Origin of the sequence: Erythrobacter litoralis HTCC2594 (assembly GCF_000013005.1) — a bacterium.
Taxonomy (GTDB): domain Bacteria; phylum Pseudomonadota; class Alphaproteobacteria; order Sphingomonadales; family Sphingomonadaceae; genus Parerythrobacter; species Parerythrobacter litoralis_A.
In genome coordinates, this window is sequence record NC_007722.1 from 650,328 (window position 1) to 675,508 (window position 25,181).

A 25,181-nucleotide genomic window follows, 5' to 3' on the forward strand; every position below is an offset into this window, starting at 1 on the left:
GGTGATGTGGATTATATCCTATGCCATGTTGTTAATGCTGCGAGGATCCTGACATGTCTATTGAAGGGGCCATTCCTGCGATCGCCGGTGTTGCAGTGTCACTTGCCGGATTGCTTGTGACTTTTTTGAACACCCGGAAATATGATGCCGAGGTTGCCCAGGCAAAACAGGACATTCACAAAAACCTGCATGATATCGATGTCGTTGTCGAAGTGGACGACATAAGAAGAGCTTTGAGTTCAAAAGGATTAAGCGAAGAGCAGGTGTCTGAACTTATCGGTGAAATTCGAACCAAAGACATCTCCGTTCAGGCTAAAGTTGCTGAAAGCTAAGCCTCCCGCGTCGCCAGCCACTCCTCCAGCCACTTGATACTGTAGTCGCCGTTGAGGACGTCGTCCTGCCGCAGCAATTCCTGGTGCAGCGGGATCGAGGTCTTGACGCCTTCTACCACCATCTCCTCCAGCGCCCTCCTCAGGCGCATGATGCAGCCCTCGCGGTTGCGGCCGTAGACGATCAGCTTGGCGATCATACTGTCGTAATAGGGCGGGATCGAATAGCCGGCGTAAAGCCCGGAATCGACGCGCACGTGCATGCCGCCCGCCGGGTGGTAATGGCTGACCTTGCCGGGTGACGGCGCGAAGGTGAACGGGTCTTCGGCATTGATGCGGCATTCGATCGCATGGCCGGTGAAGGCGATCTCTTCCTGATTGACCGAGAGCGGCTTGCCGTCGGCGATGCGGATCTGTTCGCGCACCAGGTCGACGCCGGTGATGGCCTCGGTCACAGGATGCTCGACCTGCAGGCGGGTGTTCATCTCGATGAAGTAGAACTCGCCGCCTTCCCACAGGAATTCGATCGTTCCCGCGCCGCGATAGGCCATCTTGCGCATGGCATCGGCGCAGATTTCGCCCATCCGGTGCCGCTCGGCGCTGTCGAGCACGGGGGAGGGCGCTTCCTCGAGGACTTTCTGGTGGCGGCGCTGCAGCGAACAGTCGCGCTCGCCCAGATGAATCGCGCTGCCATTGCCGTCGCCGAAGACCTGAAACTCGATATGGCGCGGATTGCCGAGATATTTCTCGATATAGACCGTCGCATCGCCGAAAGCGGCCTTGGCCTCGCTACCAGCCTGCTTCATCAGGCCCTCGAGCTTCTCCGCGCTGTCGCAGACCTTCATCCCGCGACCGCCGCCGCCCGAGGCGGCCTTAATGATTACCGGATAGCCGATTTCGGCGGCAATCTTGCGCGCTTCGTCATAGTCCGAAACTGCGCCCTCGCTGCCCGGCACAAGCGGCAGGCCAAGCTCACCCGCGGTCTGCTTGGCGGCGACCTTGTCGCCCATGGTGCGAATGTGTTCGGGCTTGGGGCCGATCCACTTGATATCGTGCGCTTCGACGATCTCCGCGAACTTGGCGTTTTCGGAGAGAAAGCCGTAGCCCGGGTGGATGGCGTCGCAACCTGAAACCTCGGCGGCGGAGATGATCGCGGCCTGGTTGAGATAGCTGTCGGTCGCGGGCGGAGGGCCGATGCACACCGCATGGTCCGCCAGTCGCACATGCATGGCATCGCTATCGGCGGTGGAGTGCACCGCCACCGTCTCGATGCCCATTTCGTGCGCCGCGCGGTGGATGCGCAGCGCGATCTCGCCGCGATTGGCGATAAGGATGCGTTGGATACCCATGGACGGTCCTTAAGCGATGACGACCAGCGGCTGGTCGAATTCGATCGGCTGCGCGTTCTCGACCAGGATCGCCTTGATCGTGCCACTCGTGTTGGCAGTGATCGGGTTCATTACCTTCATGGCTTCGACGATCAGCAGCGTGTCGCCTTCGCTGACGCTGTCGCCGACCTTGATGAAATTGTCCGCCCCGGGTTCGGGCGCGAGATAGCAGGTGCCGACCATCGGCGACTTGAGCGCATCGGCATGATCCTCGCCGCCTCCGGCGTCTGGGGTCGCAGGCGCAGCCGCGCTCGGTGCAGGAGCGGGGGCAGCAGCAGGAGCAGCCATCATCGGTGCCGGTGCAGCCGCAGCAACGCCACCGCGCGAGACCTTGATCTTGCGCTCGCCATCCTCGACTTCGATTTCGGTCAGGCCCGTCTCGCCCAGCAGTTCGGCGAGTTCGCGAACCAGCGCGGTGTCCACATCCATTCCGTTCCTGCGAGCGGAGCTACGCTTCGTGTCGGCCATATTTGTCCCTGTTATTGTCCCGAAGCCCAGCCGTATGCGCGGCTGAGCGTTCCGGCGCAAGGCTTGAATTGGGGCGATATTGTGGTGCGTTAGAGTGCCGCCGCCTTCTCCAGCGCCACCACATAGGACTGCGCGCCAAGCCCCTGAACCGTAGCGGCAGCGGCCATGCCGACATAGGAGATATGGCGGAAGTCTTCGCGGGTCTCCGGATCGGACAAATGCACCTCGATCACCGGCATCTCGATCGCCTTGATCGCATCGAGCAGGGCGATCGAGGTGTGCGTATAGGCCGCGGCATTGAGCAGGACAGCCTTCGCCCCACGCTCTCTGGCTTCATGCAGCCAGTCGACCAGCTGGCCTTCGTGGTTGCTCTGCCGAAATACGGTTTGCAGCCCCAGCGCACCTGCGGTTTCCGCACACATCGCTTCGATATCGTTGAGGCTCTGGCGACCGTAGATATCCGGCTCCCGCGTGCCGAGCAGGTTGAGGTTGGGGCCGTTGAGGATGAAGACAGTGTCCATGCGATCCGCTCTAACCGTTCAGGCTGGGGCCGGGAAGAGTGAATGCGGGCCGAGACATGGACCGCATGGACCACTGTCCAGGAGCGAAAAAGCGCCCCCTGCACGCCCCTACCTCTCGACGCCCTTCACCTTGCCCCACTGGCGCGCCGCGGTGTAGCCGAGATAGCCGGTGCCGAAGAGCGCATAAAGCGGTTCGGGCAGCCCGTTGAGATAGGCGTTGATCCCGGTGGCGATGGCCGTGGCGGAGGCGGGCGAGACCGCCGCGATGAGGCCCATTGGCAGCGCGAACAGCAGGATCACATACATGACGTAGAGAAAGCTCGGCCGGGCGCGGCTGGTCCAGGGATCGGGCGATTGCGCCTCGGCGACGATGGCGGAAAGGCGTGCTTCGATAGCTTTCAACTCCTGCGTGCCTTCGAGTTCGAGCAATTGCAGCTTGGCCTGCGCGCGGGCCTGCTTGTCGGGAATGACCTTGTCGATGATCGAGGCGACCGGACCGATGAGGGATTCGAGAATGGCCATGGCAGAAGGTCCTTTAGGGTTGGTGGGACTCGCTCAACTATCCAAATAGGTTCGTGTAGGAAAACGATTGTGCCGACTTACGCCGCTCGGCTATCGCGTGCGGAACAAAGTTTCAGGAGGAATGCATGGCCGGTATCTGGTTCGATGAAATGGAAGTGGGGCAGGTGATCCAGCACCCGATCCGCCGCACGGTGACCGAGACGGACAATGTCATGTTCACCTGCATGACGCACAACCCGGCCCAGCTGCATCTCGACGAAGAATATATGAAAGGCACCGATTACGGGACCCGCATCGTCAATTCGTGCTTCACGCTGACATTGATGGTGGGAATTTCGGTGAACGACACTACGCTGGGGACGGCGGTCGCGAACCTCGGCTGGGACGAAGTACGCTTTCCGGCGCCGGTGTTTCATGGCGATACGCTGCGGATCGAGACGGAGATCGTCGGTCTGCGCGAGAGCAAGTCGCGGCCGAACGCGGGGATCGTGACGTTTGAACACCGGGCCTATAACCAGAAGGACGAGGTTGTGGCGACGTGCAAGCGTTCTGGGTTGCAGTTGAAGCGGCCGGTGGAGGGGTAGAGTGCGCCTCTCGATCTTCGAGGGTGCAACGCTGATCGGTACCGCTGAGGTGATGCATCTCGATCCGCCAATGGGCGTCGCAATGGCGAGTTTCGAACCCACCGAATTCTATGTCGAAGCACGCAAATTGCATCAACGGTGACTACGTCGGCGATCGAAGCGAGTTGCTCAACATGCTCATGGACGACGGTCGAGTGCTGAGATGCCAAGCTATTTCGATTCAGGACTGGCCCGATCTAAATGAGCGTGAGGTCCACTTGCTTGGCGTCGTTGAACCGAGCTTTGAGGCCTTGTTCAGCGAGCACCCTGACTACCTTGCCTACTGGGCGAAAAAGTGACCAAACAAAAGCCCGTCATCCCAGCGAAAGCTGGGATCTCTTTCAGCACAGTGCTAGCTCAATGAGATGGGTGGCTGGGTCTACATCATGACCAACAAGCGCGACGGCGTTCTTTACGTCGGAGTGACAGCTGATATCGCTGCCCGGGTCACTCAACATCGTTCAGGCGAGGGCGCAGCGTTTTGTCGGCGATATGGTTTGAAACGTTTGGTCTATGCTGAGCCACATGATGACATCCGAGACGCCATTGCTCGCGAGAAGGCGATGAAGGCCTGGAAGCGTGAGTGGAAGGTTGAGCTAATCGAGAAAGCCAATGCGGAGTGGAGTGACCTTTACGGTACTCTCGTTTGATTGAGAGAGATCCCAGCTTTCGCTGGGATGACGGTCGCGGCTAAATCCGCCCAGCCGCCCGTAACAACCCCTTCGCTCTATCCAGATGCGGCCGGTCCAGCATCTTGCCGTTATGCCCGATCGTCCCCGCGCCGGGGTTGGCGGCGAAGATATCGACGATCTCTTGCGCGGCGGCGAGTTCTTCCTCGCTCGGCGTGAAGACGCGGTTGATGACCTCGACCTGCGCCGGGTGGATCGCCAGCATGCCGGTGTAGCCCTGCCGCTTCACGTCGCGGGCGCGCGCTTCGAGGCCGTCGAGATCGCGGAAGTCGGCGTGGATGGTTTCGACCGGTTGCACCCCGGCATGGCGCGCGCCCAGTAGGCACAGGCTGCGGGCGAGGATATATGGGTGATCGTAGGTACCGTCCGGCCCGCGATTGTCGCTCGCCCCGAGCGCATCGGACAGGTCCTCCGCGCCCCAGGTCAGCCCCGCCAGCCGCGGCGCGCCGGAATAGTCGCCGCAATGGAACACAGCACCTGCCGTTTCGGTCGCGAGCACCAGCACCGGGGTAGTGCCGAGCGCGATGCCGTTGGCGGCTTCCAGCGCGGTGAGAAAATCGTCCAGCCGCTCGAGGTCGCCGCGCCCGCGTGACTTGGGCAGCAGCAGGCCACCGGGCCGCGCGGGCATGATTGCGGCCAAGTCCTGCGCCGCCATGTCGGTGTCGAGCGGGTTGATCCGCACCCACAGCCGCCTGCGCGCGTCGTCGTCCCCGCGCGCGATCCGGTCATGGACCAGGGTGCGCGCTTCGGGCTTGGCCTCGGGCGCAACCGCGTCTTCCAGGTCGAAGATGGCGATATCGGCCTCGCTCGCGGCGGCCTTGTCCATCTTCTTTTCGCTGTCGCCGGGGGCGAACAACCATGAACGGGCGGAGGTGACGTGCGGTTGGTGATCGGTCATGCGCGCCAGCGTTAGCGCGGCAGGGCCGACATGCAAATATCCGCTACTTCTTTGCCGACAGCAGGCGGAAGCCCCAGGCCGGGAGGGTGACGGTGTCGCCTTCGGCCAGGGTCGCCTCGCCCTCCTCGCGGAATGCCGTGTAGGTGCCCGCTGCGATCCCGTCGCTCAGCGTCGCGTTCACCGGCCGTGTGCTCATATTGAACAGGCCGACGACCTTGTTGCCGTCCTGCTCGCGCACCCAGCCGAACAGCTGCTCGGGCGCGCTGTTTTCGACCCTGTGCATCCGCGCCCCCCATTTGCCGTTGTGCAGCGCCGGATTGGCATCGCGGAAGGCGATCAGGTCCTTGAGCAGGTCACCATAGGTACAGTCAGGGTTCTGGTCCCAGTCGATCGGGTCGCGCTCGAAGAATTCCAGCCGCTTGGCGTTGCAGGCTTCCATGCCGTTATGGATCAGCGGCAGGCCTTCGCCGGTGAAACTGAGCGCGGTCATGATCTGCAGCGCGTCGCCGTAGTTTTCGTACAGCGTGCCTTCCCACGCGTTGGCATCGTGGTTCTCGATATAGGTCATGCGCATGGCCTCGCGCGGCCACAGGCTCTCGTTCTCGGCATAGTAGCCGTAGAAGCTGGTGGCGTTGCCATCGCCCTTGGCAACGCGCTTGGTGGTGTTGTGCCAGTCCCATGCATAAGTCGCATCGAACGCGGCGCGGTGCCATGCGCTTTGCTGGACTTCGCCGAGCATGAAAACCGGGCGGATGGCATCGAGCCTTGCGCGCATGGTCTCCCAGAAATCGACCGGGACATAGCCCGCGACATCGGCGCGGAAACCGTCGATCCCGTAATCCCGGACCCACATCTCCATCGCCCTGCCGACATGTTCGCGCACGCCGGGCTTGGACCAGTCGAGATCGATGATGTCGGACCAGTCCCACCAAGGCGTAGGGCGGAAATCGCCGTCCCAGGTCTTCTCGTACCAGTCGGGGTGTTCCTCGGCGAGCGGGTGGTCCCAGGCGGTGTGGTTGGCGACGAGGTCGAGGATGACCTTGAAGCCTTGCTCGTGCGCCGCATCGACGAAGGTGCGAAACTCTTCCTCGGTCCCGAATTCGGGGTTCACCCCGTAATAGTCCTTGACCGAGTAGGGGCTGCCCAGCGTGCCCTTGCGGTTGACCTCGCCGATCGGATGGATCGGCATCAGCCACAATATGTCGACGCCGAGTTCCTTCAGACGCGGCAGCTCTTCCTGCGCTGCGGCGAAGGTGCCTTCCGGCGTGAAGTGGCGCGTGTTGATCTGGTAGAGAACCGCATCTTTCGACCATTCGGGATTGGTCAGCTCGACATATTGTTGCGGCTCCCACGCATTCGCTTCCGGCTCGTACACGCCCTCGGTCATCGCGAAAGCCGCTCCGCCGACAAGCAGCGCAGCGAGGGCGGGAAGGGCGTATTTACGCATCGGCAGTCTCCGGTGAAGTGGAGGGAAGGGCCGCCTGCACCCGCAGCATCGCGGCAGCGGCGATCAGCCAGCTCGCGGCGGCGAACAGCATCGTCCAGATCGGTTCGCCCGGGAAAAAGGCCTGCATGATCGAGCCCATCACCGTCGCCACCAGCAGTTGCGGGACGACGATAAAGACGTTGAACAGGCCCATGAAAATGCCGAGCTTCTGTTGCGGCAGGTTCGAGGCAAGAATGGCGTAAGGCATGGCGAGGATGCTTGCCCAGGCGATGCCGATGCCGACTTCGGCCACCAGCAACGCATTGGCGTCTCGCACGAAGAAGAACATCAGGAAGCCAAGCGCGCCAAGCGTCAGGCAGATGGAATGCGTCTTCACCTGCCCGAAGGTCCGGCTGAGCCACGGCAGCAGCGCGAGCGCGGCGATCGCCGCCACGCCGTTATAGACCGTGAAGAGCACGTTCACCCAGTTCGCGCCGTCGTTATAGGCGGTGGTGGTCGTGTCGGTGCTGCCGAAAACATATTGCGTGACGACCGGCGTGGTATTGATCCACATGATGAACAGCGCCGACCAGCTGAAGAATTGGACTAGCGCCAGCCGCTTCATCACTTCGGGCATGCCGGAAAAATCGCCGACGATGCTGGAGAGCATGTTAGCCCGCTGGCCGCTCTTGGCCATGGAAATCGCGAAGGCCGACAGGAGGCCGTACACCGCGAGCAGCGCGCCCAGCAGCAGGACCTCCTTCTCCAGCCCGAGCGCGTCGACCGACAGGATGACGACTAGGCCGAACCCCATCCAGACGACGCTCGAGAGATAGCTCTTCGCCGCCAGCGCCCTGATAGGCTGCTGGCTTTCTTGGGCGGGCGGTCCGTCGAAGGCGGCCATTTCCTCCGGCGAATATTCCTTCGTTGTGACGACCGTCCACAACACCGCTGCAAACAGCGCGAAGGCTCCGAACCAGAAGCTCCATTTTACCGTGTCGGGAATGCCGCCATCGGCGGCGACGTTGCTGACGCCCCATTGTTCGAGGAAGAAGGGGAAGATCGAACCGACAACCGCGCCTGTGCCGATGAAAGCGGTCTGCACCGCGTAGCCTGCGCTGTGCTGGTCGGTCCCCAACATGTCGCCGACAAAGGCGCGGAAAGGCTCCATCGACACGTTGAGCGAGGCATCGAGCACCCACAGCATCGCAGCGGCGAACACCAGCGGCGCGGCGATCAGCGGGGCGAGCGGCATGACGAACAGCGACAATGCCGCGAAAATCGCTCCGACCAGGAAATAGGGGCGGCGACGGCCGAGCCGGTTCCAGGTCTTGTCCGACAGATGCCCGATGATCGGCTGGACGATCAGCCCGGTCAGCGGCGCGGCGACCCATAGCGCGGGCAGGTCGTCCATGCTGGCACCGAGCGTCTGGAAGACCCGGCTCATATTGGAATTCTGCAGCGCGAAGCCGATCTGGATGCCGAAAAAGCCGAAGCTTATGTTCCACAGGCCCCAGAAGCTCTGACGCGGTTTGAGGCGCGGTTGCGCCGTCGATGTAGCCATTCTCTCTCCCCGGCACGGCGCGTCTCATGCGCGCTCGCGTAAATCCATCCTTGCATCGCTGGCACGGTGCGCGGCACCGGGCAAGACGCATACGAATGTGATGCCGGGTGCGCGCTGGCTCAGTCGCCGGTGCTTGCGCGCTTCACCAGTGTCGTCGGCAGGGTGCGCGATGTCGCGTCCGCCCCGTCGATCTGTTCGACCAGCGATGCCAGCAAGGCTTCCCCCGCACCGCGCATGTCCTGCATCACCGTGGTAAGCGGCGGCGCTGTGAGCGCTGCGGCAGGGATATTGTCGAAACCGATCACCGCGACATCGCCGGGCACCGATTTTCCCGCCTCCGCCAGCGCGCGCAATGCGCCGGTGGCGATGAGGTCGCTTGCAGCGAAGAGGCCGTCGAAGGTTCGGTTTGCATCGAGCAAAGACCTGGCAGCGGCGTACCCTTCCTCCTCACTTGTCAGGGCATCGGCTTGCAATGTGTCATCGACGTCCAGGCCGGCCGCCTCCAGCGCGGCGCCTAATCCTGCATAGCGGTCGGCGAACTCGGGATAGTGCTCGTCGGCCTGGCCCAGGAAGGCGACGCGCTTGCAGCCGATCTCGACCAGGTGCTCGCCCGCCGTGCGGCCCGCGCCGAAATTGTCCGAACCGATCGTCGCACCGATATTGTCGTCGCGCACACTTCCCCAGCGTACGAAATGCGTGCCCTGCCGCGCCAGTTGCTGCAGCCGCTCTTCGTAGAGCGTATAATCGCCATAGCCGAGCAGGATCAGCCCGTCGGCCCGGTGGCTGTCCTGGTACTGCGTGTGCCAGTCGTTCTCCATCTGCTGGAACGAGATCAGCAGGTCGAGCCCGCGCTTCGAGGCGGCGCGGGTGATCGAGCCGAGCATCGCCAGGAAAAACGGATTGATCATGCTTTCATCGGGCGTTGGGTCCTCGAAGAAGAGCAGGGCGATCGTGTTGGAGCGCTGCGTGCGCAGCGAGCTCGCATTCTTGTCGACCGTGTATTTAAGCTCGCGCGCGATCTTCTCGATCTTCTGCCGGGTCGCGTCGCTGACGGATTTGTCGCCGCGCAAGGCTCGGCTCACGGTCGGCTGCGAGACCCCCGCAAGATATGCGATATCGAAACTGGTCGGCTTGCCCGTTGGCGCGCGGCCCATTCATTCTCTCCGCATGGGAGCCTAGCCGATTTTACGGCAAAGTAGCTAGCCCTTTGGCCTGCGACATGCATGGCGAGTCGGTTTGCGGCTCTTGTTGCAGAACGGTGACACAGCCCCATGCTGCACCGCACAAACATACGTATACGATCTATGCATACAAATTCTTTGGTGTCTTAATCGGTACCACAAGACGTGCGGGGTCGCGCGTCTGTCGCATGAATAAGCCTTTCGGGATTGCCGCTCCAAGGTGGGTGGAACAGGGAGAGTATCAACGTGATTGATCGTAAGTATCTTACCGCTGGCATCAGCGGCATGGCCATGGCGCTCACGCTCGCGCCGCAAGCCGCTTTCGCGCAGGACACCGATGCCGAGGAGCAGGCCAGCGCGCCGGACGAAGACGAAAACATGATCATCGTCTCCGGCTTCCGCGAGTCGCTGGAAAGCTCGGTCGCCGAGAAGCGCTTTAGCGATCAGATCCTTGAATCGGTCACGGCCGAAGACATCGGCAAGCTACCCGACGATTCCATCGGTGAATCCATCGCGCGCCTGCCGGGTGTCACGTCGCAGCGCCTCAACGGCCGCGCCAACGTCATCGCCATCCGCGGCCTCGGCCCCGACTTCTCGCAGACGCTTCTCAACGGGCGCGAGCAGACCTCGACCGGTGACAACCGCGCGGTCGAATTCGACCAGTATCCTTCCGAAGTCGTCAATCAGGTGGTCGTTTACAAAACACCGACCGCTTCGCTGGTCGGGCAGGGTCTCGTCGGTACGATCGACGTCCGAACCATCCGTCCGCTCGAAGCGGGCGAGCAGATCCTCGCTATCGGGGCCAAGGGTTCCTACGCCGATCTCGGTGCGCTCAACGCCGGATCGAAGGAATTCGGCTACCGTGTCAACGCGACCTTCGTCGACCAGTTTGCCGACGACACCATGGGCGTCGCGATCTCGGCGGCCTATACAGACGAGCCCTATCAGCTGCAGGAATTCAACGCCTGGGGTTATGCCGGCGACGGCAGCGCGGCCAACCCGTTCGTGATTGGCGGTTCGAAAAGCTTCGTCACATCGACCCAGCTCAAACGCTTCGGTGTCACCGGCACCTTCCAGGCCGAACTGACGCCGACGCTGATGCTGACCGCCGACGGTTTCTATTCGAACTTCGACGACGATTCGATCAAGCGCGGTATTGAGCTGCCGCTGGGCTTCGGCGCCTTCGGCACCACCTTCGATCCCAGCACCGCCACGACGACGACGACCGAATTCGGCGAATTCGCAACCTCGGGTACTTTCGAGAATGTCGAAGGCGTGGTCCGCAACGACATCTTCCAGCGCAAGGCCGACCAGTATTCGGGCGGCCTCAACCTCGCCTATGAAGGCGACGACGGCTGGAGCGCGTTCTTCGACTTCGGCTACTCGCGCACCGATCGCAACGAGCTGAGCATCGAGAGCTACTCGGGCACGGGTTACAATGCCGGCGTCGGCGCGACCGATACGATCGGCTTCATGTCCGATACCACCGGCACCAGTTTCTCGCCGACACTCAACTACAGCGATCCGAACCTGATCCGCCTGACCGACCCGCTCGGCTGGGGCGGCAGCCGCATCCAGGCCGGTTACTTCAACGACCGCATCATCGAAGACGAGCTGCGGCAGTACCGCGTCGGCGTGGCGAAGGAGCTCGACGGCTTCTTCTCCAAGCTGCACCTCGGCTTGTCCTACACCAACCGCGACAAGAGCCTGACGCCGGACGAGTTCTTCGTCATCCCGGCCGGTGGCGCGACCGAAGTTCCGATCCCGTCGAACCTGCTGCTTCGCTCGACCGACCTCGGCTATCTCGGCCTCGGTCCGATCGTCAGCTACGATGCGCGCGAAGTGATCGCTTCTGGAGTTCTGGTACTCGACCGCAACACGTCGAACGATATCCCGGCCAAGGCCTATCGCATCAGCGAAGACCTGATGACGCTCTATGCGCAGCTGGATATCGATCAGGAGCTCGGTGCCGGCGTGCTGACCGGGAACATCGGCGTGCAGGCGATCAACACCAGCCAGCAATCCTCCGGCATCGCCTTCCCTGGCGGCGTGCAGACGCCGATCTCGCTGGGCGACGATTTCTGGGATGTTCTCCCGAGCGCCAACCTCTCGGTACGCTTGGACAGCGGCTGGGTGTTCCGTCTGGCGGCATCGCGCCAGATCCAGCGCCCGCAACTCGACGACCTGCGGGCCGCGATCGGCTACGGCGTGGTGACCACCATCGACGGGCAGAGCCCGACAGGTCAGTATCCTTATATCAATGGTGGCGGCGGCAACCCGTTGCTGCGCCCCTATCGCGCCAATGCCGTCGACTTCAACGTCGAGAAGTACTTCGCCAACGGTGCCGGCGTGATCGCGCTGCAACTGTTCTACAAGGACCTCGTCAGCTACATCGACGGTGCCAACACCGTGTTCGACTATGCCGGCCTGCCGCTTCCGGCGGGTCCCACTCCGGCCACGACCATCGGTATCCTCAATTCCGAGGTGAACACCGGCGGCGGCGACTTCTACGGCGCGGAACTTTCGGCGACGATCCCGTTCGATGCCATCATCCCGGCGCTTGAAGGCTTTGGCGCCACCGGCGGCGTCGGCTGGACCGAAACCAAGGTCGAGGATGCCAATGGCAATGTCGATGTCATTCCGGGCTATTCGGAATGGGTCGCCAACGGCACGCTGTATTTCGAGAAGGGCGGCTTCAACGCCCGCGGCAGCGTTCGCTACCGGTCGGAATTCCTGGCCGATTTCACCGGCTTCGGCGGCAACATCACGCGCCGCCTGGCCCGTGCCGAAACCATCGTCGATGCGCAGATCGGCTACGACTTCGAAAGCGGACCGCTGGAAGGTCTGTCGATCTATCTGCAGGGCCAGAACCTGACGAACCAGCCCTTCGTGTCGCAGTTCGACGTGCCGGTCCGCGAAGCGGTGATCGACAACCAGGAATACGGTCGTCGTTTCCTGGCAGGCTTCACTTACCGCTTCCGGTAAGGGTCGCAATGGCGGCGGGAGTGGACGGCATGCCGACCTGCTCCCGCCCTCTTGCACAAACTGATACTGTCGCCGGGCCGACACGGATGTCGGCGCAGACCGACGGTGGCCGACCATGAACCCGACCGATCTTCCTCCAATCGTTATTGCCGGTGGCGGGACCGCCGGATGGATGGCAGCGGCCACGCTCGGTCGTTTCGCGGGCCGCAAGGTGCTCCTCGTCGAATCCGAGGCTATCGGTACGGTCGGGGTGGGCGAGGCCACCATTCCCCAGATTCGCCTGTTCAACGCTGCACTGGGGCTGGATGAAGCGGAGTTCCTGCGCGAGACGCAGGGGACCTTCAAGCTGGCAATCGAGTTTGCCGGCTGGGGCGGCGAGGGGGAGCGCTATCTCCACGCCTTCGGCACGGTCGGTCACGGCGCGGGCGTACTGCCGTTCCAGCACTACTGGTTGCGCGCCCGGCAGGCGGGCAAGGCCGGGCCACTCAGCGACTATGCGCTCAACGATGTCGCTTCGCGTGCCGGCAAGATGCAGATGTGGCAGGCCGAGCCGGGCAAGCCGGTGCCGGACATGCCGTGGGCCTATCATTTCGACGCGGGGCTCTATGCCGCCTATCTGCGTCGCTATGCCGAGGCGCATGGCGTCGAGCGGGTCGAGGGCACAATCGCTTCTGTCGAGCGCGATGGCGAGAGCGGCGATATTGCAGCGCTGGTGCTCGATGGAGAACGCCGGATCGAAGGCGGGGTCTTCGTCGATTGTACCGGCTTCCGTTCGCTGTTGCTGGGCGGGGCATTGGGCGTTGAATTCATGGATTGGACGCAGTGGCTCCCCTGCGACCGCGCGGTTGCCGTGCCTTGCGAAACCAAGGGTGAGTTTACGCCCTACACCCGCTCCACGGCCCGCAAGGCCGGATGGCAGTGGCGCATCCCGCTGCAACATAGGATCGGCAATGGGCATGTCTTCTGCTCGGACTTTATGGGCGAGGACGAGGCCACCAAAACCCTGCTCGCCAATCTGGATGGAGCGCCGACCGCCGACCCGCGCGTGCTGAAATTTACGACTGGTATGAGGGCGCAGCAATGGTCGCATAACTGCATGGCGCTGGGTCTGGCGGGTGGCTTCATGGAGCCGCTCGAGTCCACCTCGATCCATCTGATCCAGGCCTCGATCGCGCGGCTGTTGCAGATGTTACCCGGTGCCGAGGTGGCACCGGCTATGCGCGCGGAATTCAACCGCCAGGCGGAATTCGAATGGACCCGCATCCGCGATTTTCTCATCCTGCACTACTGGGCCAACGGGCGCGAAGGCGAACCCTTCTGGGATCGCTGCCGCGCCATGGACGTGCCTGACACCCTCTCCACAAAAGTCGAGACCTTCCGCGCCAGCGGCTTCGTCCATCGCGAGCATGAAGAGCTCTTCACCGAGCCCGGCTGGCTGCAAGTGCTGATCGGCCAAGGGGTTGTACCGGAAAACTACAACCCTATCGCAGATGCCATGCCCGAAGTGGAGCTCACAGCCATGCTCGCGCGCATTGCCGAGACCAACCAGCGGCTGGTCGCTGCCATGCCCGATCATGCGCCTTTCCTGCGCGCGCATATCGACCCGCGAAAGCAGGCCCCCACACAGCAGAGGATTCCCGCCTGATGCGTATCGCCCTAGCAGCTTTAGCCTTGGCGCTCGCCGCCAGCACCACTTCGCCAACGCTCGCGCAGGAACCCTCCGCCGAAACGCTCGCCAGCGTCCGCGATCGTGCGCCGACCGATGAAGTGATCTACTTCGTCCTGCCAGATCGCTTCGCCAATGGCGATGCCTCGAACGACTTGGGCGGCTACGAAGCGGACCGGCTCAAGAGCGGTTACGACCCGACCCACAAGGGCTTCTATCATGGCGGCGATCTCAAAGGCCTGACCGAAAAGCTCGACTATATCCAGGGCATGGGCGTGACCGCGATCTGGTTCGCACCGATCTTCAAGAACAAGCCGGTGCAGGGCGATTTCTCCAAGCCTGAAACCGTCAGCGCGGGCTACCACGGATACTGGGTCACCGACTTCACGCAAATCGATCCGCATTTCGGTACCAATGCCGAGTTCGAGGCCTTCGTCGACGCCGCCCATGCACGCGGGATGAAGGTCTATATGGACATCATCACCAACCACACCGCCGACGTGATCAATTATGCGGAGGGCGAATACGCCTATCGCAGCAAGGGGGCTTACCCGTATTCGACCCGCTACGGGCCGGACGGCGAGCGGATAAATCCGGGCTTCAACGGCGACCAGGATTCGAGTGAGGCCAATTGGGCCAGACTGGTGAACCCGGATTACGCCTATTCACCGGTCGTTTCCGAGGCGGAGAGGGACATCAAGGTCCCGATCTGGCTCAACGATCCGATCTATTACCACAATCGCGGTGACAGCGAGTGGTGGGGCGAGAGCGCGCTCTATGGCGATTTCGCCGGGCTCGACGATCTCTTCACCGAGCACCCGCGAGTGGTCGAGGGCATGATCGAGATCTTCGGCAGCTGGATCGACCGCTTCGGCATCGACGGCTTTCGCATCGATACCGTCAAGCATGTAAACCCCCAATTCTGGCAGGCTTTCGTGCCCGCCATGCTCGAACGCGCGGAAGCTGCGGGCATTCCCAATTTCCATATCTTCGGCGAAGTCTATTGGGCCGGGCCGCAACCGGGCGGGCTGCATCAATATACGATCCGTGACCGGATGCCGGCGGTGCTGGATTTCACCTTCCAGGCGGCGGTACAGGAAGTGGTCGCGAAAAGCGCCAGCCCCGAAGTGCTCTATGAAATGCTGCGCGGCGATATCCTCTACGCGCAAGGTGAAGAGACCGCGCTGCAGAACCCGACCTTCCTCGGCAACCACGATATGGGCCGCTTTTCGATGTTCGTGAAACAGGCCAATCCGGATGCCGACAACGACGAGCTCCTCAAGCGCGTGATGCTCGGCAATGCCATGATGCTGACCCTGCGCGGCGTGCCGACGATCTATTACGGCGACGAGCAGGGCTTCGTGTCCGACGGCAACGACCAGCTGGCACGCGAGAACATGTTCCCGAGCCGGGTCGATGCCTACAACGACAACGACCTGCTCGGCACCGACGCAACGACCGCGGGCGACAATTACGATACGCAGCATCCGCTCTATCGCCTGATCAAGGGGTTGTCGGCGGTGCGCCTCGCCAATCCGGCGCTCAAGACCGGGCGGCACACGCTCGGCACCTTCGATCGCGAGCCGGGGCTGTTCTCGCTCACGCGCACCGATCCGGAGAGCGGCCAGCGCGTGCTGTTGGCCTTCAACACCAGCAGGGAAGAGATCACGCGCGATATCGAGATCGCTTACGACGTGACCGGTGTGCAGGCGCTGGTCGGACCTTGCGCCGCCGGGATCGCGGCGCCGGGCTCTGTCACGATGACGCTGCCTGCATTCGGCTATGCCGCGTGCGAGTTGACGGACGGGGAGGACGACTGAGGACCATGGCAACTGCCAGCAACCCCTCCGCCGAGGCGGCAGGCGCGCTGCCATGGTGGCGCGGCGCGACGATCTACCAGATTTATCCGCGCAGCTTCATGGATGCCAATGGCGACGGTGTCGGCGACCTGCCGGGCATCACCCAGCGGCTCGACCACGTCGCCTCGCTTGGCGTGGATGCGATCTGGATTTCGCCGTTCTTTAAATCGCCGATGAAGGACTTCGGCTACGACGTTTCCGACTATTGTGATGTCGATCCGCTGTTCGGCACGCTGCAGGATTTCGACGTGCTTATAGCCAAGGCGCACAGCCTCGGCCTGCGGGTGCTGATCGACCAGGTCTATTCGCACACCTCCGACGAGCATCCCTGGTTCGCGAAAAGCCGCTCCAGCAAGGAAAGCGACAAGGCGGACTGGTATGTCTGGGCCGATGCAAAGCCCGACGGGTCGCCGCCGAACAACTGGCAAAGCGTATTCGGCGGCCCGGCGTGGACATGGGACGCGCGCCGCGGCCAGTATTACCTGCACAATTTCCTCAGCAGTCAGCCCAACATCAACGGCCACAATCCGCGCGTGCAGGAAGCGCTGCTCGATGTCGCGCGCTTCTGGCTCGATCGCGGGGTCGACGGTTTCCGGATCGACGCGCTCAATTTCCTGATGTGCGATCCGGAATTGCGCGACAATCCGCCCGCACCGCCGAGCAACAAGCCGCGCACAAGGCCGTTCGATTTCCAGATCAAGCAACATAATATGTCGCATCCGGCGATCCCCGATTTCGTCGCCCGCATCCGCGAGGTGACCGATGGCTACGATGCGATCTTCACCGTGGCCGAAGTCGGCGGGGACGAAGCCGAAGGCGAGATGAAGGCGTTCACCGAAGGCGAAAAACATCTCAACTCCGCCTATGGCTTCAACTTCCTCTATGCCGATAAGCTGACGCCCGGCCTCGTTTGTGGTGCCTTGGCACAATGGCCCGACGAAGACGGTGTCGGCTGGCCGAGCTGGGCTTTCGAAAACCACGATGCGCCGCGCGCGCTCTCGCGCTGGTGCGCGCCCGAACACCGCGAGGCTTTTGCACGGCTCAAGATGGCGCTGCTGATGAGCCTGCGCGGCAATGCGATCCTCTATTACGGCGAGGAACTGGGGCTGACGCAGGTCGATATTCCCTTCGACCAGCTGCACGATCCCGAAGCGATCGCGAACTGGCCGCTGACGCTCTCCCGCGATGGTGCGCGCACGCCGATGCCGTGGGAAGCGACGCAAGAATGCGCGGGTTTCGGTTCCGACGATACGTGGCTGCCGGTCGGGGTCGAGAACTTCGGCAAGGCCGTGGACAGGCAGGACGGGGACGATCGGTCGCTGCTCGCCTTTACGCGGCGGATGATCGCGCTCCGCAAGGCCAATCCGGCGCTGCATCACGGTGCGGTGGAGAATTGCGGCCCGTACGGCAGCCTGCTCGACCTGACCCGCACCGCCGATGGCCAGCGGCTGCGTTGCCTGTTCAATCTCGGCCCCCAAACGCGCGAATTGACCGATGTCCCGGGCGTTGTCCTTCTCTCGGTCAATCAGGCTACCCCCGAAACCTTGCCGCCCTATGGCGCGCTGATCCTGGAGATCTGATCCGATGCGTTTGCTCCTTGCCGCCGCCTCTTCGCTGGCGCTCGCCACCCCGCTGACCGCAGCCGAAGTGTCGTCTCCCGATGGCCGGATCACTGTCGAAGTGGATGTCGATGGCGACGGCGTGCCGTTCTACCGCGTCGAGCGCGACGGCAAGGAACTGATCGCGGAAAGCGATTTGGGCTTCTTGTTCACCGATGAAGAACCGATGCGGCGCAATTTCGTCGTCACTGGCGAGAGCATGACCGGTTCGGAAAGCACGTGGGAGCAGCCGTGGGGCGAGCGGCGTTTCGTCCGCGATCGGCATAACGAGCTGTTCGTGACACTGCAGGAGACCCGCGAGACCTCGAACCGCGTGCTTTCAGTTCGCATGCGGGTGTTCGACGACGGGATTGGCTTCCGCTACGAATTCGCTGCCCCCGAAGAGGGCAGCACCACCAATATTGCCGACGAGCTCACCGAATTCGTGATCGCTGGCGAAGGCACGGCCTGGTGGATCAATGCCGGAGCGTTCAACCGCTACGAATATATCTACCAGGAAACGCCGATCACCGGTGTCTCGACCGCGCACACGCCGATGACGGTGCGGCTGGAGGACGGCACGCACCTGTCGTTCCACGAGGCTGCGCTGGTCGATTATTCGGGCATGTGGCTCAAGCGCATCGAAGGGCAGCGTTTCCGCGCGACGCTCGCGCCGTCGAGCCGCGGGGCCAAAGTGGTCCGCAAGGGTGCCTTCACCACGCCATGGCGCACGATCCGCATCAGTGACGATGCCGCAGGGCTGGTCGAGAGCGATCTCGAACTCAACCTCAACGAGCCCAACAAGCTGGGCGATGTCAGCTGGTTCACGCCCAACAAGTATATCGGCATCTGGTGGGGCATGATCTCCAACCGCTGGACCTGGGCACAAGGCCCGCGCCACGGCGCGACGACCGAGCGGGCCAAGGAGTATATCGACTTCGCCGCCGAGCACGGCTTTCGCGGCGTCCTCATCGAAGGATGGAATGTCGGCTGGGACGGTAATTGGTTCGGCAATGGCCGGGATTACAGCTTCACCGAAGCCTATCCCGATTTCAATTTCAAGGAAGTGACCGACTACGCACGCGAGATGGGCGTACACATCGTCGGCCATCATGAAACGGGTGGAAACATCAATGTTTACGAGGCGCAGCTGGCAGATGCGATGAAGCTTTACGGCGAGAGCGGCGTCGATGTGGTCAAGACCGGCTACGTCGCCGATGCCGGCGGGATCATCTCCTGCAACGCCGACATTTCCGATCCGTGCGAGCCCGATGGTGGTGAGGTCTTCGAATGGCATGATGGCCAGCGCATGGTGCAGCACCATCTACGCGTGCTGGAAGAAGCCGCCAAGAACCGCGTCGCGGTCAATCCGCACGAGCCGGTCAAGGCTACGGGCCTGCGCCGCACCTATCCAAACTGGGTCGCCCGCGAAGGCGCGCGGGGTCAGGAATACAACGCTTGGGGGCCATTCAACAACGGGCCCGAGCACGATCCGACACTGGTCTATACGCGGATGCTGTCCGGCCCGATGGATTACACGCCGGGCGTGCTGTCACTGAAGGGCGACAACGATGTGCCGATCGCCTCGACTTTGGCCAAGCAGCTTGGTCTCTATCTCGCGATCTATTCGCCGATCCAGATGGCGGCGGATTTCATCGAGAGCCTGGAGCAATATCCGCGCGAGCTGGAATTCATCAAGATGGTCCCGGCCGACTGGGCCGAGAGCAAGCTGATCGCTGGCGAAGTCGCCGATTACGCGATTTTTGCGCGCAAGGACCGGAATAGCGAGGATTGGTATGTCGGCGGCATCAACGATGCGACCGAGCGTACCCTGACCCTGGATTTCGACTTCCTCGAAGAAGGGCAAAGCTACACCGCGCGTGTCTGGAAGGACGGGCCCGAGGCGACCTACCTGACCGAAAAGCGCCACGATATCGCCTATGACACGCTGACCGTGCGCAAGGGCGACAGCTACACCGTTCGGTTGGCGCCGGGTGGCGGCCTGGCGATGCAGTTGAAGCCGAAAGACTAGGTTTGCCGTTGGCCCTCGATCCGATAGTCCCGCGAGAATGAGCGATAGCAAGGCGCCGAATGTCGTGGTTCTGGGCGGTGGCAGCGCGGGCTGGATCACCGCTTGCCTGTTACACCGGCAATGGTCGGAGAAGGGCGGTTCCGTCACCGTCGTCGAAAGCCCCGAGATCGGCATTATCGGCGTGGGTGAAGGCTCGACCCCGCAGCTCAAGGCATTCTTCGACCAGCTCGGCATCGCCGAGAGCGAATGGATGCCTGCCTGCAACGCCACCTACAAGCTCGGCATCCGCTTCAACGGCTGGAGCGAGCGGGCGGGTTTCGAGAGCTATTACCACCCGTTCCCCGGCCCGATCGACCTGCATAGCGAGCCGGGTTTTATCGGCAATTGCATGCTGGCGCGGCACCAGATCGACGTGGCGGCGCATCCGGACGACTGGTTTCTCGCGACGCATCTGAGCGAAGCGGGCAAGTCGCCGATCGCCGCGGAGAATTTCCCCTTCGCCCCGAGCTACGGGTACCACTTCGATGCCTATGCGCTGGGCGCCTTTCTTCGGGATTGGGCGGTGAAGCGCGGTGTGGTGCATCGCCCGCTCAAGGTGACCGCAGTCGAGCGGGCCGATGATGGCGATATCGCTGCACTGCTGTGCGAAGGCGGCGAGCGGATCGAAGGCGATCTCTTCGTCGATTGCTCGGGCTTCCGCGCGATGCTTGCGGAGCAGGAATTGGGCGCGACATTCCTACCCTTCGCCGAGAACCTGTTCAACGATAGCGCCGTCGTGCTGCCGACCGGGCATGGCGCGCCGTTCAAACCGCAGACCGAAGCGACCGCGATGAGGGCGGGCTGGCGCTGGTCGATCCCGCTCACGACGCGGGTTGGCAATGGCTATGTCTATTCTTCGAAATACATTTCCAACGAGGACGCCGAGGCGGAATTGCGCGGTGCGTTGGGCTTGGCGGGTGACGGGCCAGAAGCGCGCTTCCTCAAGATGAAAGTCGGGCGGCTGGAGAACAGCTGGACCCGCAATTGCTTGGCGGTGGGCCTCTCGCAAGGCTTCCTCGAACCGCTCGAAGCGACCGCGCTGCACATCGTCATCGTCACTGCGCTGGAATTCGCGCAAGCCTATGAGCAGGGCGGTTACGGCCCGCAGCATCGCGATGCCTTCAACGCCTCGATCGCCGCGAGGTATGAGGGCATTCGCGACTATATCGTCGCCCACTACCGCGTGAACCAGCGCAGCGACACGCAGTACTGGCGCGACAATGCGGCGAACGACCGGCTCTCCAATGGCCTCAAGACAATGATGACCGCCTGGTTCCGGCACCAGGACATCCACGCCGCCAATGACGAAGCCTATGGCGGCAAGCGTTATTATGCCAATGCCAGCTGGCATTGCCTCTTCGCAGGCTACGGCACTTTCCCGCCGCAGGAGCGCATGGAAGCAGTGCCCGAGGGAATCCGCCCCGCCGATCCGGCAGAAGCGCGCGCCATGCTGGAGGCGTGCGCGCAGAATTTTCCGTCCTACGATCCCATCGCTTCCTGACACATTGACCGGACCGGGTATTTGCGGCCATTGAGCGGCCACAACACACTCGGGTGGGGATATAGCGTGAGCAGGGATGAGCGGCGACTGACGTCCTTCGATGTCGCAGCGAAAGCGGGCGTGTCGCAATCGACCGTCTCGCGCGCGCTTTCCGGTTCCCCCACCATCACCGAAGCCACCCGTACTCGCGTGATCGAAGCCGCGCGCGAACTGGGCTATGTCGTCGACGAACGCGCCGCGCGGCTACGCAGCGGCAAGAGTAAGACCATCGCGGTCGTCGTCATCGGTCGGGCGGGGCAGGGCGCGGCTAGCGTCAACCCGTTCTACTACTCCTTGCTCGGCAGCGTCTGCACGGCGGCGGCGCAGCGGGGCTATCAGGCGCTTGTCTCGATCCAGTCCGAACCCGAGCACTTTTTCGGCCAGTTCATCGAGCGTGGTCAAGCCGATGCGGTGGTGGTGCTGGGCACCGCGACCAATCGCGAGGCCTGGCGCTATTTCGACGACTATCGCGAGACCCAGGCCAGAATGGCCTTCTGGGGCTCGCCCTTCGACGGGCCAGGTTACGTCCGCTCCGATAACAAGGCCGGGGCACGCCTCGCCGTCGAACGTCTGGTGCAGGGCGGTTACAAGCGGATCGGCTTCATCGGCGAAACCGACGGCGCGCAGCGGCAGTTCCGCGAACGATACGAGGGCTATTGCGAGACGCTGGAGGCCGCGGGCTTGCCGTGCTTCGACGCCGTCACCGCCAGTGGCGAGACGCGCGAGGCGCAAGGGGCGGGTGCGGTGAAGGCGTTGTTGGCGCAGAAAACCGGCTACGACGCTGTATTTTCCGCCTGCGATGCCATGGCGCTGGGTGCGCTCACCGCGCTGCGAGAGGCCGACAAATCCGTGCCCGGGGATTTCGGCGTGATCGGTTTCGACGGGCTTGGAGTCGGCGCGCATTCCTCACCCCCGCTGACCACGATCGAGCCGGACTTTGCCGAGGCCGGGCTCAACCTCGTCGAAGCGGCGCTGGGCGGGGCCGACGAGGACCGCGACCGGCGCGTTTCGGTCCATCTTGTCGAACGCGCCAGCGCGCGCTGAGCTTCTCCGTAGTCGAAAAAAAGGCCGCCCCGGAAAGAGCGGCCGCAGGTCTTGTGTTCTATTTTGCCGCTTAGAATTCGGCCGAGATCGAGAAGCTGAAGCTGCGCCCGACCTCGTATGTGTTGACCTCGATACGGTTGGCGCCGGACGAGATGAAATCGAAATTGTCGCGTCCGGTGATGTTGCGTGCTTCGGCCTTAAGTTCCAGCGGAACGCCCGCGACCGTAATCCCCTGCCGCACGACGAAGTCGAGCCTGAAGCCGGGATCTTCGACGATATCGGGCAAACCGCCCGCGCCGCGGCTGGTAACGCGCTCGCTGGCATAGGACATGATGAAGGTCGCCTGCTGCAGCTTGTCGAGATCCTCCATTCCCAGCTGCAGGTTGCCGATATGGTCCGACTGCCCGGTCAGCGGGCGCCCATCGAAGAAGAAGCCCGACGCGGGACGCGGGACCGAACCGACGCCGGGAGAAAAGATAAAGGTTTCGTCAGCCGCGTCCACCTTCAGCTCCGACTGGGTGTAGGTGTAGTTGGCGACGACGACCGCGCGCTTGCTTTCGAACCAGCCACCGAAGTCGATCAGGTCGTAATTCCATTGCAGCTCGACCTCGCCGCCAAACAGCGTCGCTTCGGGCGCATTGGCGAACTGGGTGATCTGGTCGTTGTCGGTAAAAGCCGAGAACGGCTCGATCGGATTGTCGATCTTCTTCCAGAAGCCCGCGATAGCCGCGCGGCTGCCCGAACCGAAATAGTATTCGGCGCGCAGTTCGGCATTGATCAGTTCGCTGTCCTGAAGCGCCGGGTTGCCGACAAAGGTGCGGTTGCTCTCGGGATCGGTGTAGGGCTGGAAGATCAGCTCGCGGAATTGCGGGCGAGCGATAGTCTTGGACGCACTCGCGCGGACTTGGAAGCCATTGCCGAAATCGTAGGTAATCGTGCCGGCGGGCAGAAAGTAGTCGTTGGCGATCTGCGTAACCGCATCGAGGTTCTGCTGGTTGGCAAAGACCTGCACCGGCGCGACCGACTGCGTCGCGTCTTCGTAGCGTACGCCGATATCGATGGTCAGGCCTTCGAGAGGGGTCAGGTTACCTTTGATGTAACCTGCCTTGGTCTCGAGATCGGCGGCAAAGACCGGGAAGACCTGCGAGGTTTCGAACAGGCCGACATCGAAAAATTCGATGATGGCATTGCCCAGCAGCAGGTCGGGACGCAGCGCGCCGACCCCGGCGGGGAAATCGGAGTCCGAATCGAACAGGAACTCGCGGAACGAGGAGGTTCGGCTGGTGTCGCTGTAAGCGCCGCCCACCGTGACCGACAGGATATCGGGGATGACCGGGTAGGTGACGTCGACGCCGCCGTACCACAGCTTCTCGGTCAGGTCCGAAAAGGCGATCGTGGCGAGGTCGCCGCGGATGCGGTTGAGCGGATTGACGAAGATTTCGCCCGTCGGATCGCCCGGATTGTTGGTGCGGACATACTGGAACTCGTACTCGTACGGGCTCTCGCGGTCGGTCTGGGCATAGCCGCCGCGCAGGTCGAATTCGAGCTCGCCGAATTCGAGTTCCGCGATCAGCTGGCTGTCGATCAGCTGGCGTTCGAACCAGCCGGTCTTCTGCTGCCGCTCGGTATCGCCGTCCTGGATGTTCTCGCCTTCGGAGATCACCGCCTGCTTGAGTACGTCGCGGATATAGACATTGGTCCAGCGGAACCGGTGTTTGCCTACCTCGAGTCCGAAACCGACGAGGCCGTTGGCGAGGATGCGGTTGTCGGTCACGAAATCGCGGAAATCGGTCCGCAGGTTGAGATCGAGGTCGTCCGGCGTCTGCGAGATGATGCTGCGAGTGCGGTAGCTGTTGCTGAGATTGAACGTCGCAATCGCGCCGAGACGGGCGTCCTCGATATCGACTGCGCCGCCCATCGTGATACCGCCGGAAAAATTCGGGCGCGTCTTTCCGATGCGCTGGACCACGTTGAGGTTCGGCTCGTTGAGTTGCACGGCGATGCGCTGCTGCTCGGCGAGCGTCAAGTCGGACAGCTGCGTATCGCCATTCAGGAAGCGCTGCAATTCGGGCGGCGGGTCGCGGCGGTCGGTGGTGAAGCCGAACTTGTCGAGGCGGGTGCCGTAATACTGGATCGAGTCCTCGAACGTCGTGATCGAATCGCCGCTGACGCCGAAATTGATCTTGACGAAGCCTTCGTCCGGCACGGCCTGCGTGGTGAGATTGATGACACCGCCGCCGAACTCGCCGGGGAAGTTGGCGGAATAGGTCTTCTGGACGAGGCTGGAGGCGATAATATCGGTCGGAAAGATATCGAGCGGTACGACGCGGCTGAGCGGGTTGGGGCTCGGTAGCGGCAGGCCGTTCAGCAGCGCGAGCGAGTAGCGATCGCCGAGGCCACGCACGAACACGCGCCCGTCGCCGTTATCGGAAAGGCCTGTGACGCGGCTGATGGCGCTGGCGATGTCGCCATCGCCGGTGCGGGCGATGTCTTCGGACGAAAGAACCGAGACCACCTGTGTCGAGCTGCGCGTAATATCGCGCGGGCCGCGGCGACCGGTGACGGTAATGACGTTGCCGCCGCCGGGGATCGATACCTCGGGAGCCTCGTCTTCAACAGGGTCCTGCCGAGGGTCATCTTGAGCGCCCTCTTGCGTGTCGGCGGGGGGCGTATCGGGCTCTTCGCCCGTGTCTTGCGCGCCCGTGTCTTGCGCCAATGCCGCAGCTGGGAATGTCAGTGCGGTGGTGAAAAGCAGCCATCCTGCCAACTGCTTGCCGATGGACATGGTTTGAAATCCCGTCACAAAATG

At 62.7% G+C, this 25,181-nt stretch carries 20 protein-coding genes; 11 read left to right on the forward strand and 9 right to left on the reverse strand.

Going from position 1 to position 25,181, the window contains the following annotated elements:
• Window positions 1-53 precede the first annotated feature (53 nt).
• Window positions 54-332 (forward strand): hypothetical protein, encoded by a 279-nt coding sequence (locus EL2594_RS03070; RefSeq protein ID WP_011413587.1) that lies wholly within the window; start codon window positions 54-56, stop codon window positions 330-332.
• On the opposite strand, the gene accC is transcribed toward EL2594_RS03070, so the two are convergent.
• The 4 genes from accC to EL2594_RS03090 all read right to left on the reverse strand — a co-directional run bounded on the left by accC (window position 329) and on the right by EL2594_RS03090 (window position 3,228).
• On the reverse strand, window positions 329-1,678 hold the full coding sequence (accC, locus tag EL2594_RS03075) for an acetyl-CoA carboxylase biotin carboxylase subunit (RefSeq protein ID WP_011413588.1): 1,350 nt from the start codon (window positions 1,676-1,678) through the stop codon (window positions 329-331). The genes EL2594_RS03070 and accC overlap by 4 nt on opposite strands.
• A 9-nt stretch (window positions 1,679-1,687) precedes the next feature.
• Window positions 1,688-2,146, reverse strand: coding sequence for an acetyl-CoA carboxylase biotin carboxyl carrier protein (gene accB, locus EL2594_RS03080; protein WP_011413589.1), 459 nt, complete (start codon window positions 2,144-2,146; stop codon window positions 1,688-1,690).
• Between the two features lie 128 nt (window positions 2,147-2,274).
• Window positions 2,275-2,706 carry a type II 3-dehydroquinate dehydratase gene (gene aroQ, locus EL2594_RS03085; protein WP_011413590.1) on the reverse strand — a complete coding sequence of 144 codons (432 nt, stop codon included), beginning with the start codon at window positions 2,704-2,706 and terminating at the stop codon, window positions 2,275-2,277.
• Window positions 2,707-2,814: 108 nt separating this feature from the next.
• Window positions 2,815-3,228 (reverse strand): holin family protein, encoded by a 414-nt coding sequence (locus EL2594_RS03090; RefSeq protein ID WP_011413591.1) that lies wholly within the window; start codon window positions 3,226-3,228, stop codon window positions 2,815-2,817.
• A gap of 125 nt (window positions 3,229-3,353) precedes the next feature.
• Between EL2594_RS03090 and EL2594_RS03095 the strand changes: the two genes are divergently transcribed.
• The 3 genes from EL2594_RS03095 to EL2594_RS03100 all read left to right on the forward strand — a co-directional run bounded on the left by EL2594_RS03095 (window position 3,354) and on the right by EL2594_RS03100 (window position 4,501).
• A complete protein-coding gene (locus tag EL2594_RS03095) occupies window positions 3,354-3,812 on the forward strand; it encodes a MaoC family dehydratase (RefSeq protein ID WP_011413592.1) in 459 nt (152 codons plus the stop codon).
• A 1-nt stretch (window position 3,813) separates the two neighbouring features.
• Window positions 3,814-3,954: a hypothetical protein gene (locus EL2594_RS15290; RefSeq protein WP_011413593.1), complete on the forward strand. Its 141-nt coding sequence runs from the start codon at window positions 3,814-3,816 to the stop codon at window positions 3,952-3,954.
• A gap of 262 nt (window positions 3,955-4,216) precedes the next feature.
• Entirely contained in the window at window positions 4,217-4,501 is a 285-nt protein-coding gene (locus EL2594_RS03100) for a GIY-YIG nuclease family protein (RefSeq protein WP_011413595.1), read from the forward strand.
• Between the two features lie 40 nt (window positions 4,502-4,541).
• On the opposite strand, the gene EL2594_RS03105 is transcribed toward EL2594_RS03100, so the two are convergent.
• The 4 genes from EL2594_RS03105 to EL2594_RS03120 all read right to left on the reverse strand — a co-directional run bounded on the left by EL2594_RS03105 (window position 4,542) and on the right by EL2594_RS03120 (window position 9,582).
• Window positions 4,542-5,438, reverse strand: a complete 897-nt coding sequence (locus EL2594_RS03105) for an HpcH/HpaI aldolase/citrate lyase family protein (protein WP_011413596.1) — start codon at window positions 5,436-5,438, stop codon at window positions 4,542-4,544.
• Between the two features lie 43 nt (window positions 5,439-5,481).
• A complete protein-coding gene (locus EL2594_RS03110; protein WP_011413597.1) occupies window positions 5,482-6,885 on the reverse strand; it encodes an alpha-amylase family glycosyl hydrolase in 1,404 nt (467 codons plus the stop codon).
• Window positions 6,878-8,428, reverse strand: a complete 1,551-nt coding sequence (locus EL2594_RS03115) for an MFS transporter (protein WP_011413598.1) — start codon at window positions 8,426-8,428, stop codon at window positions 6,878-6,880. Before EL2594_RS03115 ends, EL2594_RS03110 begins: the two co-directional genes overlap by 8 nt.
• Before the next feature lie 119 nt (window positions 8,429-8,547).
• The gene (locus EL2594_RS03120) at window positions 8,548-9,582 is read right to left on the reverse strand and encodes a LacI family DNA-binding transcriptional regulator (RefSeq protein ID WP_011413599.1); all 1,035 of its coding nucleotides are present in this window, start codon (window positions 9,580-9,582) and stop codon (window positions 8,548-8,550) included.
• A gap of 312 nt (window positions 9,583-9,894) precedes the next feature.
• Between EL2594_RS03120 and EL2594_RS03125 the strand changes: the two genes are divergently transcribed.
• The 7 genes from EL2594_RS03125 to EL2594_RS03155 all read left to right on the forward strand — a co-directional run bounded on the left by EL2594_RS03125 (window position 9,895) and on the right by EL2594_RS03155 (window position 22,372).
• Entirely contained in the window at window positions 9,895-12,594 is a 2,700-nt protein-coding gene (locus tag EL2594_RS03125; protein WP_011413600.1) for a TonB-dependent receptor, read from the forward strand.
• A gap of 115 nt (window positions 12,595-12,709) precedes the next feature.
• On the forward strand, window positions 12,710-14,239 hold the full coding sequence (locus EL2594_RS03130) for a tryptophan halogenase family protein (protein ID WP_011413601.1): 1,530 nt from the start codon (window positions 12,710-12,712) through the stop codon (window positions 14,237-14,239).
• Window positions 14,239-16,080, forward strand: a complete 1,842-nt coding sequence (locus EL2594_RS03135) for an alpha-amylase family glycosyl hydrolase (RefSeq protein WP_041685027.1) — start codon at window positions 14,239-14,241, stop codon at window positions 16,078-16,080. The genes EL2594_RS03130 and EL2594_RS03135 overlap by 1 nt, the downstream gene beginning before the upstream one ends.
• Window positions 16,081-16,085: 5 nt before the next feature.
• Window positions 16,086-17,699: an alpha-amylase family glycosyl hydrolase gene (locus EL2594_RS03140; RefSeq protein ID WP_011413603.1), complete on the forward strand. Its 1,614-nt coding sequence runs from the start codon at window positions 16,086-16,088 to the stop codon at window positions 17,697-17,699.
• A 4-nt stretch (window positions 17,700-17,703) separates the two neighbouring features.
• Window positions 17,704-19,749, forward strand: coding sequence for a glycoside hydrolase family 97 protein (locus EL2594_RS03145; RefSeq protein ID WP_011413604.1), 2,046 nt, complete (start codon window positions 17,704-17,706; stop codon window positions 19,747-19,749).
• A 37-nt stretch (window positions 19,750-19,786) separates the two neighbouring features.
• Window positions 19,787-21,289: a tryptophan halogenase family protein gene (locus EL2594_RS03150; protein ID WP_011413605.1), complete on the forward strand. Its 1,503-nt coding sequence runs from the start codon at window positions 19,787-19,789 to the stop codon at window positions 21,287-21,289.
• A gap of 66 nt (window positions 21,290-21,355) precedes the next feature.
• A complete protein-coding gene (locus tag EL2594_RS03155; RefSeq protein WP_011413606.1) occupies window positions 21,356-22,372 on the forward strand; it encodes a LacI family DNA-binding transcriptional regulator in 1,017 nt (338 codons plus the stop codon).
• Between the two features lie 70 nt (window positions 22,373-22,442).
• On the opposite strand, the gene EL2594_RS03160 is transcribed toward EL2594_RS03155, so the two are convergent.
• The gene (locus EL2594_RS03160) at window positions 22,443-25,157 is read right to left on the reverse strand and encodes a TonB-dependent receptor domain-containing protein (protein ID WP_011413607.1); all 2,715 of its coding nucleotides are present in this window, start codon (window positions 25,155-25,157) and stop codon (window positions 22,443-22,445) included.
• Between the last annotated feature and the right edge of the window lie 24 nt (window positions 25,158-25,181).